The 15,915-nt window shown below is 40.5% G+C and carries 15 protein-coding genes; 6 read left to right on the plus strand and 9 right to left on the minus strand.

What is annotated here, in order from left to right; all coding sequences use genetic code 11:
- Positions 1-33: 33 nt before the first annotated feature.
- The 8 genes from BLT94_RS03890 to BLT94_RS03925 all read right to left on the minus strand — a co-directional run bounded on the left by BLT94_RS03890 (position 34) and on the right by BLT94_RS03925 (position 8,021).
- The gene (locus tag BLT94_RS03890) at positions 34-1,296 is read right to left on the minus strand and encodes an SPOR domain-containing protein (protein WP_092230626.1); all 1,263 of its coding nucleotides are present in this window, start codon (positions 1,294-1,296) and stop codon (positions 34-36) included.
- Entirely contained in the window at positions 1,293-3,293 is a 2,001-nt protein-coding gene (locus BLT94_RS03895) for a penicillin-binding protein 1A (protein ID WP_092230630.1), read from the minus strand. The genes BLT94_RS03890 and BLT94_RS03895 overlap by 4 nt, the downstream gene beginning before the upstream one ends.
- Positions 3,290-4,084: a hypothetical protein gene (locus BLT94_RS03900; protein ID WP_245742935.1), complete on the minus strand. Its 795-nt coding sequence runs from the start codon at positions 4,082-4,084 to the stop codon at positions 3,290-3,292. Before BLT94_RS03900 ends, BLT94_RS03895 begins: the two co-directional genes overlap by 4 nt.
- A 152-nt stretch (positions 4,085-4,236) precedes the next feature.
- On the minus strand, positions 4,237-4,821 hold the full coding sequence (locus tag BLT94_RS03905) for a zinc-ribbon domain-containing protein (protein WP_092230635.1): 585 nt from the start codon (positions 4,819-4,821) through the stop codon (positions 4,237-4,239).
- A 7-nt stretch (positions 4,822-4,828) separates the two neighbouring features.
- Entirely contained in the window at positions 4,829-5,989 is a 1,161-nt protein-coding gene (locus BLT94_RS03910; RefSeq protein WP_092230638.1) for a type IV pilus twitching motility protein PilT, read from the minus strand.
- A 94-nt stretch (positions 5,990-6,083) separates the two neighbouring features.
- The gene (locus BLT94_RS03915; protein WP_092230640.1) at positions 6,084-7,166 is read right to left on the minus strand and encodes a type IV pilus twitching motility protein PilT; all 1,083 of its coding nucleotides are present in this window, start codon (positions 7,164-7,166) and stop codon (positions 6,084-6,086) included.
- 36 nt (positions 7,167-7,202) lie between these two features.
- Entirely contained in the window at positions 7,203-7,703 is a 501-nt protein-coding gene (locus BLT94_RS03920) for a DivIVA domain-containing protein (RefSeq protein WP_092230646.1), read from the minus strand.
- Between the two features lie 18 nt (positions 7,704-7,721).
- On the minus strand, positions 7,722-8,021 hold the full coding sequence (locus BLT94_RS03925) for a YggT family protein (RefSeq protein WP_092230648.1): 300 nt from the start codon (positions 8,019-8,021) through the stop codon (positions 7,722-7,724).
- A 405-nt stretch (positions 8,022-8,426) separates the two neighbouring features.
- On the opposite strand from BLT94_RS03925, the gene BLT94_RS03930 reads away from it, so the two are divergent.
- The 6 genes from BLT94_RS03930 (at position 8,427) to BLT94_RS03955 (ending at position 14,279) form a co-directional block, all read left to right on the plus strand.
- Entirely contained in the window at positions 8,427-10,568 is a 2,142-nt protein-coding gene (locus BLT94_RS03930; protein ID WP_092230651.1) for an aldehyde ferredoxin oxidoreductase family protein, read from the plus strand.
- Positions 10,565-10,762 carry a sulfur carrier protein ThiS gene (gene thiS / locus BLT94_RS03935; protein WP_092230652.1) on the plus strand — a complete coding sequence of 66 codons (198 nt, stop codon included), beginning with the start codon at positions 10,565-10,567 and terminating at the stop codon, positions 10,760-10,762. Before BLT94_RS03930 ends, thiS begins: the two co-directional genes overlap by 4 nt.
- Before the next feature lie 223 nt (positions 10,763-10,985).
- Complete coding sequence (locus BLT94_RS03940) at positions 10,986-12,356, plus strand: DEAD/DEAH box helicase (RefSeq protein ID WP_245742936.1); 1,371 nt, start codon at positions 10,986-10,988, stop codon at positions 12,354-12,356.
- A 112-nt stretch (positions 12,357-12,468) separates the two neighbouring features.
- The gene (locus BLT94_RS03945; RefSeq protein WP_092230659.1) at positions 12,469-12,861 is read left to right on the plus strand and encodes a twin-arginine translocase TatA/TatE family subunit; all 393 of its coding nucleotides are present in this window, start codon (positions 12,469-12,471) and stop codon (positions 12,859-12,861) included.
- A gap of 3 nt (positions 12,862-12,864) precedes the next feature.
- On the plus strand, positions 12,865-13,674 hold the full coding sequence (gene tatC, locus BLT94_RS03950) for a twin-arginine translocase subunit TatC (RefSeq protein ID WP_092230662.1): 810 nt from the start codon (positions 12,865-12,867) through the stop codon (positions 13,672-13,674).
- A 137-nt stretch (positions 13,675-13,811) separates the two neighbouring features.
- Entirely contained in the window at positions 13,812-14,279 is a 468-nt protein-coding gene (locus BLT94_RS03955; protein ID WP_092230665.1) for a cytochrome c3 family protein, read from the plus strand.
- Positions 14,280-14,474: 195 nt separating this feature from the next.
- On the opposite strand, the gene BLT94_RS03960 is transcribed toward BLT94_RS03955, so the two are convergent.
- Positions 14,475-15,893: a cobyrinate a,c-diamide synthase gene (locus tag BLT94_RS03960; protein WP_092230668.1), complete on the minus strand. Its 1,419-nt coding sequence runs from the start codon at positions 15,891-15,893 to the stop codon at positions 14,475-14,477.
- Between the last annotated feature and the right edge of the window lie 22 nt (positions 15,894-15,915).

The raw sequence follows: 15,915 nt of genomic DNA on the forward strand, positions 1-15,915 counted from the left end.
ACTTTTTCCGGGGGAAATTATGTATTGCAAAAATTATATATTGTTGACAAAAAAATCATCTATGATGTTTTGCTGCTTGAGTTTTTGGCCGTAAGCTGTTGCACTCTTTTTATCGACAAACTCGGAAACCCTTACCACAAACCAGGTTTTTCCACCGCCCACAACCTTTTTGACCATTGCTTTAACACCTTTTTTCTTTAATCTCTCCACATACTTATCAGCATATTGCTGTTTTAAATAAGCTGACACTTGAATCGTAAACGGCTTGGGTATCCTGATTTCAATTTTAACGGTTTGCTTTTCCATTGTTCCGGACTTGAGCAGATGAGAAAAGGTACTTACCATGAACACCACAAACCAGACCGAAAGAATCGAAAGCAACCCTGCCTTTAAATAAAATCGGGTATTTTCACACTCTTTGAGATATGCATACCCTTTGCCTGTGGACAAAACAAAAAGACTTAAGACAGATCCAAACCCCGCACCAAACCATTTCAGAAAACAAACACACTCTGATATAATTGATTTTAAGAGTGTGCCAATACCAATCGTCTTTTCTTGAGTCTTATCATCTAAAAAAAAATAGTTTGCCTGTTCAAAGGATTTATCTGCTTTCCCAATGATATCCTCGATTTTCTTTGAATAGCGATTTTCAAAAGCTAACTCTTTTTGTATCTGGTTATAAAGTTTTTTTGCTGTAAAATCCTTTCTTTCCAATCCAAGAAAAATATCTGTCAGCAAAGCGGATAAGGTTGTATCAGCATAATATTTTTCAGCAAGAACAGAGATCACCTCCTGCTCAAAAGATGTAACACAAGCAGATTTCCCAATTTGTTTAAGCCAAAGCTCTGCAACATCAACATCATCCGGGTTCATTTTTAAATAAACCGCTGCGACCGGTTTAAAATTTGGATTTTCAACAGCAGTGTTTAATTGAAATTTTGCAATGGCTGCAGATATTTTTCGGGTTGTGTTTCTTGAAAAAAAGGGCCTAAAAAGAAATGTATCAAAAATCCTTAAGGCCCTTGTATAATTCTTTTCAGCTTTATTAAAAATCCCTGACCTTTCCCAGGCCTGGCCTTCCTTGATCAGGTGGTTGATAATTTTTTTCGCTGTCATATCCATTAAAAAACCAATGATCAACATACCACAGCCAAGGGTCACACACCCAGTGGTTACAGGATTGATCCCGGGAAAAATTTTTGAAAGCCCAGGCAACATATAAAAACAAAAAGGTATGCAAAACAGAGTAGTGATCCACAGATGAATACTGATATTTCTTAACATACGGGTCATTTTTCTTCTTTTACACACAAAAATTGTTCCTGCTTTAAAGGAACAGTTAAAAATTCAGCTATCGAATTTTCCTCTTTAGGAGTACACCCTGTTATAATATCTACTGTTTCAAACCGGATATCATCAGGAATGGAAAAATCTCTTTCAGGATCGGATTTCAGTGCATTGATCATAAACTCAGCCCAGATGGGTGCCGCACCCTTGCCGCCGGTAATCCCATTTTTATTGATGTCTGTTAATCTCTTTTTCCTGTCAAAACCGATCCAGACAGACGTACACAGGTTTGGTGTAAAACCTGTAAACCATGCATCATTGTAATTATCCGTAGTGCCTGTTTTTCCCGCCGCCACCCGGTTAAACCCCAGTTGGCGAACAGACCGGCCGGAACCTCTGTCAATGACCGATTTCATCATATCCACAACCTGATAAGCAATAGACGGCTCCAGCACTCTTTTTTCCTGAACAATATGTTCAAAAATAACGCGGCCCAATGCATCTTCAACCCGCCGGAAAAAAAACGGTTCATGCCTGATCCCAAGGGTTGCAAAAACCGTATATGCCGAAGCCATCTCAAACGGTGTAATGGTGGAAGTTCCCAGTGCTATGGAATAAACATTTTTTAACGGACTTTGAATACCACATGCCTTGGCAATACGGATAACCGCATCAGGCCCGATCTTTTCCACCAACTGTGCCGCAATGGTATTCACAGAGTTGATTAAGGCCTTTTTTAAAATCATATCGCCTGAAAAAGTTTTGGTAAAATTCTTCGGTTTCCAGTCTGCTGCTCCTTTTACCGGTATGATGACAGGCTTGTCAGTCATGATAGTCGCCGGATGCCACCCCAATTGCTTGAATGCCGCATAATACACAAAAGGTTTAAATCCGCTTCCCGGCTGACGTCTGGCTTTAACGGCCCGGTTGAATTCACTCTTATAATAATTTTTGCCGCCCACCATGGCTTTTACAGCACCGGACCCTGTATCGATTGCCACAAGTGCCCCCTGGGGATGAACCCTGTTCTCCGCTTTGATCCCCATCATTGTATCCAGCCTTTCAAGGCCTTTTTTAATGGATTGGCTGGCATATGATTGCAGTCTTTTATCCATGGTGGCAAATACTTTAAGCCCACCATGATACACAACATCTTCCCCATAAGTTGAAATCAATTCATTTATCAGGGCATCTACAAAATAACTGCCGGTTCTTGAGTCTGATTCTTCATGGTACAGTTCCGGTATTGCCGACATGGCCTGCCGGGCTTCAAGATCGGATATCAAGCCTGTTTGAACCATTCTTTTCAAAACAATATCACGCCTTGCCAGAGCCCGGTCATAGTGACGATATGGATTATAATTAGTTGGGGATTTGGGCAATCCCGCAAGAAGTGCAGCCTCGGGCAAACTTAAATCAAATGCTGATTTTCCAAAAAACACCCTGGCTGCCTTTTCAACCCCCTGGGCCCCGGCACCAAAGTGAATCTGGTTGATATAGGCATGTAAAATTTCCTGTTTTGTATTGGAGGCCTCAATCTGCAATGCCACAAGCAGTTCTTTGAATTTGCGTGTATAAGTTTTTTCAAAACTGAAAAAAAGATTTTTAGCCAGCTGCTGGGTAATGGTCGAGGCACCCTGGACATTGCCGGATTGAAACAATGTAACATAAAGCCCTTTTAAGATTCTTAACTTATTGACTCCGTGATGATCAAAAAAGCGATGATCTTCTGTGGCGATAATGGCATTGATAAAATCACGGGACACCATGTTCAAAGGGATGGGGTTGCGCTCTCCAAGGGTTATCAGCACCTGTCCGTTTGAGTCAAACACCCGGGTTTGAGGAGTTTCAATAATCCTGCTCAGGGGCGACGGCAGTTTTGGAAGATCTTTTGCCACATAAAACACCAGGAACATCCCGGCAAGACACGCAAGCGAAACAAAGATCAACCCGGCAAACAGGCAAAACCGGATAAGCTTTGAAAACCTTAAAAAAAAAGTCAATTTTCCTCTCTTTTAAGATTCAGGCTCAGTTGCCATACTGCCCATTCACGGCCTTTTACAAAAACAACCTGGCTGTCTTGTGTTCCTTTAAATTCAAATCCAAGTTCAATATAACCGTTTTTGACTTCATTCCATATGCCTACCCGGTTAATCCTTCCATCCTGCTTTAGCAAGGCTTGCGGATTTTCCATCAAATCGGGAATAATATCAGCTGGCAATTTAAACAGCGCGTCAAAAAACTTTTCAGCGGAAAATATTCTCCCTGCAAATCCATCTATCTGGTCAAGATTTCCTGAAACCGGTTTTTCACCGTTTTCAATATCAAGAATATCTTGTTTTTTAAGATCAATCTGTTTGATCACTCTGTTCTCGGAATCAATAAAATATATTTTGATTCCCCCCTTAATCCCTTCACAAAAAATTCTGTCAAGGGAGCTGCCGTTCAGCAGCCATAGCAGCTTGGCCGGTTCAATCAGTTTTAATGCTGTTGATTTTTCAAGGGTCAGATAAAGAGCTTTAAACCGCTGTTTTTCCAGTATAACCCACTCGCCCGGCAACAGCCTTGATGCAAGCCCGGAAAAAGAAGAGGCCTTGTGAACACTTTGCCGGGCATCTTCTTTTTGACTGATCATTTTATTGATGTATTCGCGGGCATTGGAAGTTTGTTTTCCTTTTTCCCAGACAGCCCCTGTTTCAGAACGAAACTCATTTGTTGAAATAAGATAAGAACCCACAAGGTTTTCAAACCAGTCAAATCTGAATTCAGAAAAGACAACCATTGCCGTAAGCATAAAAACAGCGATGTTCAAAAAACAAAAAGTCCGTCTCAGCCACTCAAAAAACCCTGCCGGTTCATACCATTGCCGGATCATAAAAAATCGTGTGTAAATCCTTATTTTATTTTAAAATTTTTCAGGATTTTAAAACTCTTTCGACCGGGTTTTTAAGCTTTTCCAGCCAGTTTCAAGGAGTCGTTATAGACCATATAAAAATTTTTATGATCTGCCAGAACCCCTGATAAAAATGTTTCCAGGTGAATGATGTCATCCCTGTGAATGATACTGTTAACACTGGTGTTAAGGGCGGCCATATTATCATTTGTATTGAATTTATCACTGATTAAAACCAGGCATATCCTGCGTCTTAACGACATATCAATGGAATTCATCCTGTCCATCATACCGGATATCCCTTTTTGCTGATCAAAACTCTCATCAATGATCACAAGGTGATAGATGTGGTATTCCATTTTATTTAATGCCGCTTTGGTATCTAATGCGATTTCTGCTGCCAATCCCATCTGCCCGATAATCGAGACAACCTTTTTTTTCAAGTCATTATCATCTATGCAAACAAGTGCATTCAATCGGTCTTCAAGAGAAAGTTGCGCAGATTTTTGCTGTTTTACCACAGGAATCCGGATCTTTTCTTTACATTTGGGACATGCAAGGGTTAAGTCTTTATCTTTGGGAATTTTGTGATCCGGAATATTGAGTTTTGTTTTGCAATTATGACAGGTGACGTTCATGGTTTAATTATCCTTGATATCCATGATCAATTTCCAATGAATCAATCTTTGTTGTAGTCTCACCGCGTGCATTTTTTATCGAATCAAGGGCTCTTCCTACAATATCCTTCCTTGATGCATAGGAATATGCGATTTCTTCACTGATGTTTCCCTCTTCATACAAGGAAACAATATATTCATCAAACGACACCATATCCTGAGCTTTGCCTGCATTAATAATATCATTGAAAGTCTTTCCCTCGGATTCACCATTCAAAATGGTATCTTTCACCCTTAAATTAGACCCCATGATTTCAAAGGCCGCCACCCTGCCGCCACCGTTTTTCGGCAATAATCTCTGGGCCACAACCCAACGAATTGTATCAGCAAGGCGTATCCTGATCTGTTTTTCTTCTTCAGTGGAAAACATGCCCAGAACACGATTAATGGTTTGACCGGCATCCACGGTGTGCAATGTGGACAGAACAAGGTGTCCTGTTTCAGCTGCGGAAAGACCGATTTCAACGGTTTCCCTGTCCCGCATTTCACCTACCAGGATCACTTTGGGAGCCTGGCGTAAAGCAGCCCTCAACCCGTTTGCAAAAGTATCAAAATCAGCGCCCAGTTCTCTTTGGTTAAAAGTGGATTTTTTCTGGGAATGCTGATATTCAATGGGGTCTTCAAGGGTTATAACATGTACCGATTTTGTTTCATTGATTTTATCCAGCAGCGCGGCAAGGGATGTTGACTTTCCGGAACCTGTGGCACCGGTAACAAAAACAATCCCGTTTTTTTCTTCGGCCATGGTATAAAATGCCCTGGGCAGGTTCAATTCTTCAATTGTAGGGATTTTTGTTTCAAGCTTTCTCAAGACAATGGAATATTTGCTGGATCTTGAAAAAATATTCACCCTGAACCTGGCTTTATTTCCCAGCTGGTAGGAAAGGTCACATGATCCCTCCCTTATAAGGGTCTCAGCAAGTTTCCGATTATTATTAATCAAATTCAGTGCAAATATTTCAGTTTGAAAAGGAGTCAGCAGTTTAAACTCAGGATCTATGTTTACTGGAACCAATTCCCCGGAACTTTCAACCTGAAGGGGTTTGCCCGGGGTAAAATTCAAGTCTGAAACATTGTCATGGGAATCCAGCATTTTGGAAAGTATATGGTCGATCTGCTGTTTTTTCATGCTATTTTTCTCTTGGTTTCATCCATTGGTTTCATCCATTTGCTTCATCCATTATGAATCAATCAATTTAATTTCATTTCATCCATAAGAGAACTTAAGCTTCAGTAAAATCAGACGGCGGGTTCTTCAAAAAAGACCTGAACAAAGATTTATTATTAGCCTTTCCATATGCCTCATCAGGGCTGATCCATCCTTTTTTATACAATTGCATGATGGCATCATCCAGCAATTGCATCCCGTATTGCTTGCCGGTCTGAATCATGGATGGAACCTGGTGAGTTTTGGCTTCACGAATAAGATTTCGCACGGCAGGTGTTGCCACTAAAATTTCCAAAGCCGCGCACCTGCCTTTTTTATCAATTCTCTTAAATAATGTCTGGGCCACAATAGCTCGAAGACCGTCAGACAAAGTAGAGCGTATCTGGGCCTGTTCTGTGGATGGGAACACTTCGATAATCCTGTCAACGGTTTTAGCTGCACTGGAAGTATGAAGAGTTCCAAACACCAGATGGCCTGTGGAAGCCGCTTCAATGGCAAGTGAGATGGTCTCAAGATCCCTTAATTCCCCTACGAGAATAATATCCGGGTCTTCACGAAGGGCCCCTCGCAAGGCTGATGAAAATGTCTGGGTATGCATTCCCACTTCCCTGTGGTTCACAATGCAGCTCTGGCTTCTGTGTACAAACTCAATAGGATCTTCAACAGTAATAATATGATCTTTTCTGTTTCTATTAGCCTGATCAATAATAGCGGCCAGGGTGGTAGATTTACCAGAACCGGTTGGACCCGTAACCAGGACAAGACCCCTTGGAAGATCAGCCAGTTTTGAAATAACCGGCGGAAGCCCCAACTGTTCTGCAGTCAGTATTTCAGACGGAATCTCGCGGAAAACTGCTGAAATACCGCTTTTTTGCATAAAATAGTTTGCCCTGTACCTGGCAAGCCCAGGGATTTCATAGCCAAAATCCACATCCCCGGTTTCTTCAAAAACCTTGATCTTCTCCTGGGAGGTTATTTCATATAAAAGGCCCCTTAGTTTATCACTGGTCAATGTATCATATTTTATACGTTCAATATCGCCATGAAGTCTTAATGCCGGTTGCTGGCCCGAGGCCAGATGGAGATCGGAAGCACCCTGCTCATGCATCAGCTTAAAAAAAGCATCAATTTCAGCCATTTCACATGCCCTCTTTGTTAATCGTTAATTGAAAATTTATGCCCGCTGGATAAACTTCAAGGTAGAATCAGTTTCATCAGTTGCTTTATTTTCTTCCTTTGTCATTTCAAGCAATTTTGAATGGGATTCCAGAACGGCGCTGATTTGCATTTCGAGCTGAATACGTTGACGTTTCAACTCAATAATATCACCGTGAAGTTGTGAAAGCCTATTATGCGCTCTGTTCAACATTTTTTCCGCTTCAACTTCAGCATTGGCAATGATCACCTGTGAAGTTTTTTTGGCATTGTCCTTCATCTGATCCAGAACTTTCTGGGCCTGAATCATGGCGTTTCTCATAGAATTTTCTCTTTTTCTATAGCCTTGATTCTCCAGTTTAAGCCGGTGATTTTCCTCATGAATATCTTGAATGCCCTGGTTAAGATGATTAAGTTCTCTTGACACCTCTTCGAGAAAACAATCCACTTCCTGAACATCAAATCCTCTGAATCTTGTCGTAAATTCTTTTTGTTTTACAACCAATGGTGTTATGCCCATAAGCACCCCTCGCTTTTATTATGATATTGTGCGTGCCAGTCCGTGAAGGCTTTTAACAACAAATGCCTGAAGAAAAATAATAACTAAAATAACTACAATAGGCGATATATCAAGGCCTCCGAAATTCACAGGAAGTCTTTTTCTGATTTGATGAAAAACCGGCTCGGTTGCCGTATTGATAAACCTTACAATGGGATTGTAAGGATCGGGACTCACCCATGACAGGACAGCACCGGCTACAACAATCCACATATAAAACGTCAAAGCATAATCCAGAACAATAGCGATAGCTTCAAAAAAATTGGCTAATATAATCATTTATGTTCCCTTTTCTCAATCACTGCCACTGGCAGATCCGGTATTTTATTCAAAATTTTCAACAACAAGAATTAAAAGTCTCTATTTGAATTTTTAAAGACTTTCATATAAAAATCCCTTGAACTTTCAGTGTTCTGATTAACTATGAACTATATCAAAAGTCAAGTTTTTTTGACTGTTTAGCCCGGATTAAATATTGAACCCTGAAGTACAGGATCTAAAAATCAATAAAATAACAATAGTTTAAGCATTAAACATTCAACCCCGATATATCCAAGTTTATATATTTAAGTCTTAAAATGTGCTATATCTTATTTTACAGTACAATCGAAGATACAAAAAGGTTTCGTAAGCTTAAATCATAAATTCGTTTAAAAAAAACATTTAAGTTTAAGGAGAAATTAAATGGATCAAATTCATCTCAAAGAAATCAAAGCCATCTCTTATAAAAAAGCAACTATTAATAAAGGTTATGCAGACAGATCCCTTCGAATTAACCTTGATGCAAAAGATATCATCATTACCCCTATTGAAGAAAAAATAAAAAATAAATTTATTGGAGGAAAAGGGTATGATCTCTGGCTGATGTGGAATGCTGTGCTTGGTGACACAAAATGGAATGACCCGGAAAATACCATTTGTATTTCTTCGGGTCCCCTTGGTGGAACACCTGGATATCCAGGTGGCGGGAAAAGTATCGTGACTTCCATTTCTCCTTTAACCGGTGCCCCCATTGATTCAAATGTGGGAGGCTATTTTGGACCTTATAAAAAATTTTCCGGTTTTGATGTATTGCAAATTAACGGTAAAGCAAAAGAGGATACAATAATTGTCATTGACGGAATTGAGAATACAATCAAGCTATTTGAAGCAAAAAATCTTCCAACAGATGCTTATGAGCTTTCAGATGTTTTAACCCGGTATTTTGATAAGGAAAAACCGGTTAATGTTTCTGTTGTAACAACAGGACCTGGTGCAAGACACTCCTTATTTGGATGCCTGAATTTTTCCTGGTGGGATGCCGGGCGCAAAAGAGTCAGATACAAACAAGCAGGTAGAGGCGGTATCGGAACCGTTTTTGCCGATAAAAAAATCAAAGCCATTGTGGCCCGATGTGGTGCCATATCGATGAAAACCAACAACCCTGCAGATTTTGAAGGCCTGAAAGCAGTCACCAAAACCCATGCAAAAGAGATTCATGACCTTGATCCCAAACAAAACAGGATGGCCCTGGTCGGCACTACGCATCTTGTTCCTATTATGAATGATCACGACTGTCTGCCGGTACATAATTTCAAGTTTGGTTCACATCCGCAAAGCCATGCCATAGGAGAAGAGATTTTTGAACATCTCTTTGACAAGGGTTTTGACGGTTGCTGGAAAGGCTGTGCCGTTGCCTGTTCCCACGGGGTAAAAAACTTTTCACCAATTACAGGTCCCTATAAGGGAAAAAAAGTATTTGTAGACGGACCTGAGTATGAAACCATTGCCGGCTGCGGTTCCAACCTGGGTATTTTTGATGCCCATACCATTGTTGAAATAAATTTTTATTGTGATGCTTATGGTCTGGATACCATTTCAGTGGGAACATCTATCGGGTTTGTCATGGAATGCTTTGAAAACAATTTAATTACTGCCGATCATACCGGCGGGATGGACTTGAGCTTTGGCAGCCGGTTCAATGCATTGGAGATTATCCATCAGATGGCAAGGGGTGAGGGATTCGGTGCTATTGTCGGCAAAGGTGTCAGACAAATGAAAAAGATCTTTGCAACAGATTTTGGTGCAAATGCCGATTTTATGAAGGACATTGGAATGGAATCCAAGGGGCTTGAATTTTCCGAATATATCACCAAGGAATCCCTTGCCCAGCAGGGAGGATACGGGCTTGCTCTGAAAGGCCCCCAGCATGATGAAGCCTGGCTAATCTTTCTTGATATGGTTCACAATTTCATGCCAACATTTGAAAACAAGGCCGAAGCCCTTCACTGGTTCCCCATGTTCAGAACCTGGTTCGGTCTTTGCGGCCTTTGCAAACTGCCCTGGAATGATATTGTTCCAGAAGACAATAAAACCACATCCGAACCTGCCAAGGTGGTCAAACATGTGGGCTGGTATGCGGATTTTTTTTCTGCTGTTACCGGCAGGAAAACGAAACCCGACGATCTGATTTTAATGAGCGAGGCAGTTTACAATTTTCAAAGAATTTTCAACCTGAAAATGGGCTTTGGCACACGGGAACATGATACATTGCCCTACAGGGCAATCGGTCCTGTAACTGTGGAAGAATATGAATCGCGCCAGGAACTTTATGATCAACAGCTAAAGGACAAATATAACATCACGATCAGTAATATGGACTCTAAAGAAAAAACAGCCGTTTTAAGACAGAAAAGAGAAGAACAATACGAACAGCTTAAAGATGCGGTTTACGAAAGACGCGGGTGGAACAAAAACGGAATTCCGACCGTGGAAACCGTTAAACGTCTTGGAATTGATTTTCCTGAAGTTATGGAAATTTTAAAAAAAAACAGTGTAACAAAATGATCGAGGTTGATGGAGAAAAGCTGCAATGGATTGAGAACATGACCATTGCAGTCCTTTTGGAAACACTTGATAATGTTGATTTTTGTGCTGTGGTTCGCCTGAACGGCAAGCTTATTTCAAGCCCTAAATTTGCTGAGACAATGATCGAGGACAACTCAAAAATTCAACTGCTACCCCTTGTTGCCGGAGGATAAACCTGAGAATAAATTTGCTTTTTAATAATTTTAACTTCACAAACAACTGACTGTCTGTTAAAAACCATTGGTATCAGACAGACAATTAATATTTTAACTCATACAAAGAAAGTAACGATTGAAACAATTTTTTCTATTTTTAAAAACGCTTTTTAGCAAAAAGCCCCAAATCAAATCACCTTCTGTTCCACTACCTCCCAGGCCTAAAGCAGAAACAAAACCTTTGCCTGAAACAGAATCACACAACAAACGTTTGCCTAAACCTCCCAAAAAAAAATGGTCCATCAATAATTTTTCAGTTGAACCCCGGGAAGGGGAAACACGATTTCATGATTTTGCTCTACCATTGAGTGTCATGCATGCTATTGCAGATTTAAAGTTCGAATATTGTACGCCGATTCAGGCAAAGCTGATGCCCCATACCCTGGAAGGAAAGGATGCCACAGCCAAGGCCCAGACAGGAACAGGAAAAAGTGCCAGTTTCATCATCACTATTTTAGCTGCATTCATCAAAAAGCCCTTTAAAAATAAAAAAGGAAGCCCAAGGGCTTTGATCCTTGCACCCACAAGAGAGCTGGTTTATCAGATTGAAAAAGATTTCAAGGATCTTGCCCGATATACCAATTTAAAAATCGTATCAATTTTTGGTGGAACCGGATATCAAAAACAGCAAACGCAGCTCAAAGAAAAACCGGTTGATATAATTGTTGCTACTCCCGGCCGTCTCATTGATTTCATGAGCAAAGGCCTTATCAACCCTTCCAAGGTTGAAATTATCGTAATTGATGAAGCTGATCGAATGCTGGACATGGGATTTATTCCGGATGTCCGCAGAATTATTTTAAAAACACCCCACAAAAATAAGCGGCAGACCCTGTTCTTTTCTGCAACCTTAACACCGGATGTATTGAGACTTGCCCAAAGCTGGACCACTGAAAACAAGGTTCAAATTGAAATAGATCCTGATCAGGCGGCAGCCGACAGTATCCAGCAGATTGTTTATATCAGCACGGAAACCGACAAATTCAAGCATGTCTATAACCTGATCAACAACGAGCAGTTAAAACGGGTTATCTTGTTTGTAAACCGTAAAGATACCGCAAGAATTGTGTCGGAAAAACTTGACCGGTACGGCCAAAAATGCAGTGTACTTTCAGGGGACATCTCCCAGGACAAACGATTTAAAGTTCTTGAAAATTTTAAAAACGGCAGAATTAATATTTTAGTTGCCACAGATGTGGCTGCACGTGGATTGCATATTGAAAATATCAGCCATGTTATTAACTATGATCTTCCCCATGAGCCGGAACACTATATTCATAGGATCGGAAGAACCGGAAGGGCCGGAGCAAAAGGGATATCCATCAGTTTTGCCGATGAAATGAGTTCATTTTTCATACCAAAAATAGAAGAGGTTCTGGGAAATAAAATAGTCTGTGAGTATCCATCCGAGGCGCTGGACAAACCACTTCCCAAACCAAAGAAAAAATATCATTCAAAATCAGCGGTTAAAAAGAAAAAACCCTTTAAAGGCAAACACAGACCTTACAGAAAGCATGACAGTGGCAGGCAATACAACAAGCAGGGCAAATAAGGCAACCTCCTTTCCCCGGTTATTGATCCTTACCTTGACACCCAGTCATCATTCAGTGTAAAAATAGAAGCTTATTAACCGGCAATTTTCATTAAAGGAGTTAAAATAAAAAATGTTTGGTCTTGGAATGCCTGAAATTTTATTGATTCTGGCCATAGCCCTCATTGTCATAGGACCCAAAAAGCTGCCGGACCTTGCCAAAACGCTTGGCCGTGCCATGGGAGAATTCAAACGATCCGCCCAGGACTTTAAACGCAGCATTGATGTGGAAACCACTGTCAAAGACATGACTGACATCAATATCTCTAAAACAGACCTCAAAGAAACTCTTAAAGACACCTATCCAAAAGAGCAGACATCAGCAGTTAAAGAGGATAAAGGTTCGCAGAATGCGGAAACAAAAAGTTCTGATACAGCTACATATGAAATCCCAAAAGATAAAGAAACAACTGATAAAGAACCGGACAAAAACAATAACACATCTGAAAACAATAAAAACGATTAACATATGAGTACAGAAGAAAAAAGCCCGTTTACCGAACATTTGGGCGAATTAAGAGATAGACTGGTTCGTTCCTTTATTGCCGTGGGCATTGGATTTGTAGCGGCGTATTTTTTCAAGGAAAAATTATTTGAGATACTGATAGCCCCCCTGGTCAATGCCATGGGCGAAAATGAAAACACCAGGATGATTTTTACAGGGCTTCCTGAAGCATTTTTTACTTATCTTAAAGTGTCCTTACTAACCGGGATTGTTGTTGCGACTCCGGTACTTTTTTATGAATTCTGGATGTTTGTATCTCCGGGGCTTTACAGAAACGAAAAAAAATACTTCTTACCCATCGTCATTCTCTCAGTTTTCTTCTTTGCCATTGGCTCCTCTTTTGGCTATTTCGTTGTTTTTCCTTATGGATTTAAATTCTTTTTAGGATTTGCCACTGAAAATATCCATGCCATGCCATCCATGAAAGAATATCTTTCTTTTGCTTCAAAGATGCTTCTGGCATTTGGATTTGTGTTTGAATTGCCGTTAGTTTTAACATTTTTGGCCAGGATGGGTCTGGTAACAGTCCCGTTTTTAAAAAAGAACAGAAAGTATGCCCTGTTGCTGTTTTTTGTGGGTGCCGCAATTATCACACCACCGGATGTGGTCACCCAGGTGATGATGGCCCTTCCGTTGATGCTTCTTTATGAGATCAGCATTATTGGTGCCAGAATATTCGGCAAAAAAAATACCTCTGAAATTGACGAAGAAGAACCTGAAAACCAGGATAATCTGTCACAATCAGACACGGTAAACCAGGATGATCATACGTAGTCTGAAAAAGTATTTAAGGTTGACTTTTCAACATGCTTGGGTGTAAAACGCTGAATAAAAAAATTTAAGGAAACCATCGGTGATATGGAATTATCATCGGTAAAAAGGCAAAATAAATTATTAAAGGAGTAAAAAAAATGATGAACAAAAAGCTGCTGACGATGCTCTTGGTTGCAGGTATGGCTGTAATGTTTATTACCACGGGTCTGTATGCCGGGACAGATGTTCCGGACACGATAAAAATGGACTACAACCAATACAAAAAACGCAAAAAACAACCGCCTAAATCAAAATTCATTGAATTCAGCCACAAAAAGCACAATGAGGATTATAAAATTTCATGCGGTGACTGTCACCATGACAAGGACAACAAACCTCTGGACCTTAAAATAGGGGATAATGTTCAAAGATGTGCGGAATGCCACACAAAAATGGCCAAAGACAAAAAGAACAAAAAAGACATTATGGTACTTGAAAATGCCATGCACGGCAATTGTATCGTCTGCCATAAAGACGTGAACAAAAAAGCCGGAGATCCTAAAGGAATGAAGGGACCTGCTCCTGCTTCATGTGCAAAATGCCATGTGTCTTTAAAGAAAAAATAGCCGTTTTTCATAACACCGTTTTTTTACGCTTTAAAAGAGGTTTTTCAGAATATGGAAAGCCTCTTTTTTTATGGAATACTCTTGCCATGGAAAGACTTGTTCTTTAACCCAGGCTTGCCACAACTAAGCATAAAACTCGAAAGTTTAGTCTGAAAAAAAATTTCACATAAAAAATTGTAATATTTATCTGATGATTTACCGGACAAACGCTGCTTTAAATTCTCCGGCTTTTTTGATCAAAGCAGGTGCCCAGGAAGGGCTGCCAAGGGCATGAATATGGGTATAGGTTCCAAAGGTGTTGTGTTTAAAAAAACCGTCTTTTTTGTCAAGGATGCCTTTACCCCGTTCCATCTTAAAGGCCATTTCAGTATCCTTATAATCAATATCCAGAATACTGGAATATCTGAATTCATGCCCTTTTAAAATTTCACCGGTTTTGAAAAACGGATTTTTATTCACAACGCTGACTTGAGTATAGCCATGCCCCTGGGGCCTTATGGAAAGGCCGAATTTAATTGGAAGAATACCGGACATGGGATATTCACGGTCACTTAGCCGGATGCTTTGGCCCAGGAAGATAAGCCCCCCGCATTCAGCGTAAATGGGAAGTCCCTTTTGAGACAATTGTTTCAAATTCTCCCTAAAGGCAATATTTTGAGCAAGCTGCGGCGCATGGGTTTCAGGAAAACCACCTCCCATATAAATGGCATGGACCTTCGGTATAACGGTTTCATTTAACGGGCTGATAAAAACGATATCAGCACCTTGCTTTATTAAAGCATCAATGTTATCGGGATAATAAAATTGAAAGGCAGAATCTCTTATAATACCTATGGTGACTGGAGCTGAATCAATTTGCTTTTCTTCTGAAAGGTGAGCTTTGGGTTTCACTTTTGGATCATTGCTTTTATATCCAAAGGTTACGGCCTGATAGAGTCCATCCAAATCAATATTGGCTTTGGCAACTTTAACGGCGGCCTGAATTGCCTGATTTGAAAAGCCATGTTCCTGGGAAGGAACCAGTCCCATGTGGCGTTCAGGAAAATCTTCGGCTTTCAATTTTGGAACTGCACCAAACACGGGAACCTTGCAAAATCGTTCTATGTTTGCTCTGACTTTTCCTTCATGGCGTTTGCCGGCCACCCGATTGAGAATCACACCGCAAATGTTAATTTCAGGATCAAACTTCATGCACCCCATGAGCAAAGCCGCCATTGTACGAGTACTCTTGGTACAGTCTAAAACCAGTAAAACAGGCAGATTTAAAAGCTTTGCAAGCTCTGAAGTCGATGTGGAACCATCAATATCAATACCGTCATAAAGGCCGCGGTTGCCTTCAATAACAGCGACATCACAATTAGCTGAATTTTCATAATAGGAGTGTTGAACAATTGACGGGGTACAAAGAAACGTATCCAGGTTGTAACAGGGACGACCGGCTGCTGTTGAAAGCCAGCCGGCGTCAATATAGTCAGGTCCCTTTTTAAATGGGGAGACCTTATAGCCTTTTTCTTTCCATGCTCCGGCAATCCCTAAAGAAATAATGGTTTTTCCTGATCCGCCCCGAAGGCCGGCAATAACAATACCCGGAACTTTTTTACCGACCTTTTGCATGAAATCTAAAAGCTTTTAACCT

The sequence above is a fragment of the Desulfobacula phenolica genome, from assembly GCF_900105645.1.
Classification (GTDB): Bacteria; Desulfobacterota; Desulfobacteria; order Desulfobacterales; family Desulfobacteraceae; genus Desulfobacula; species Desulfobacula toluolica.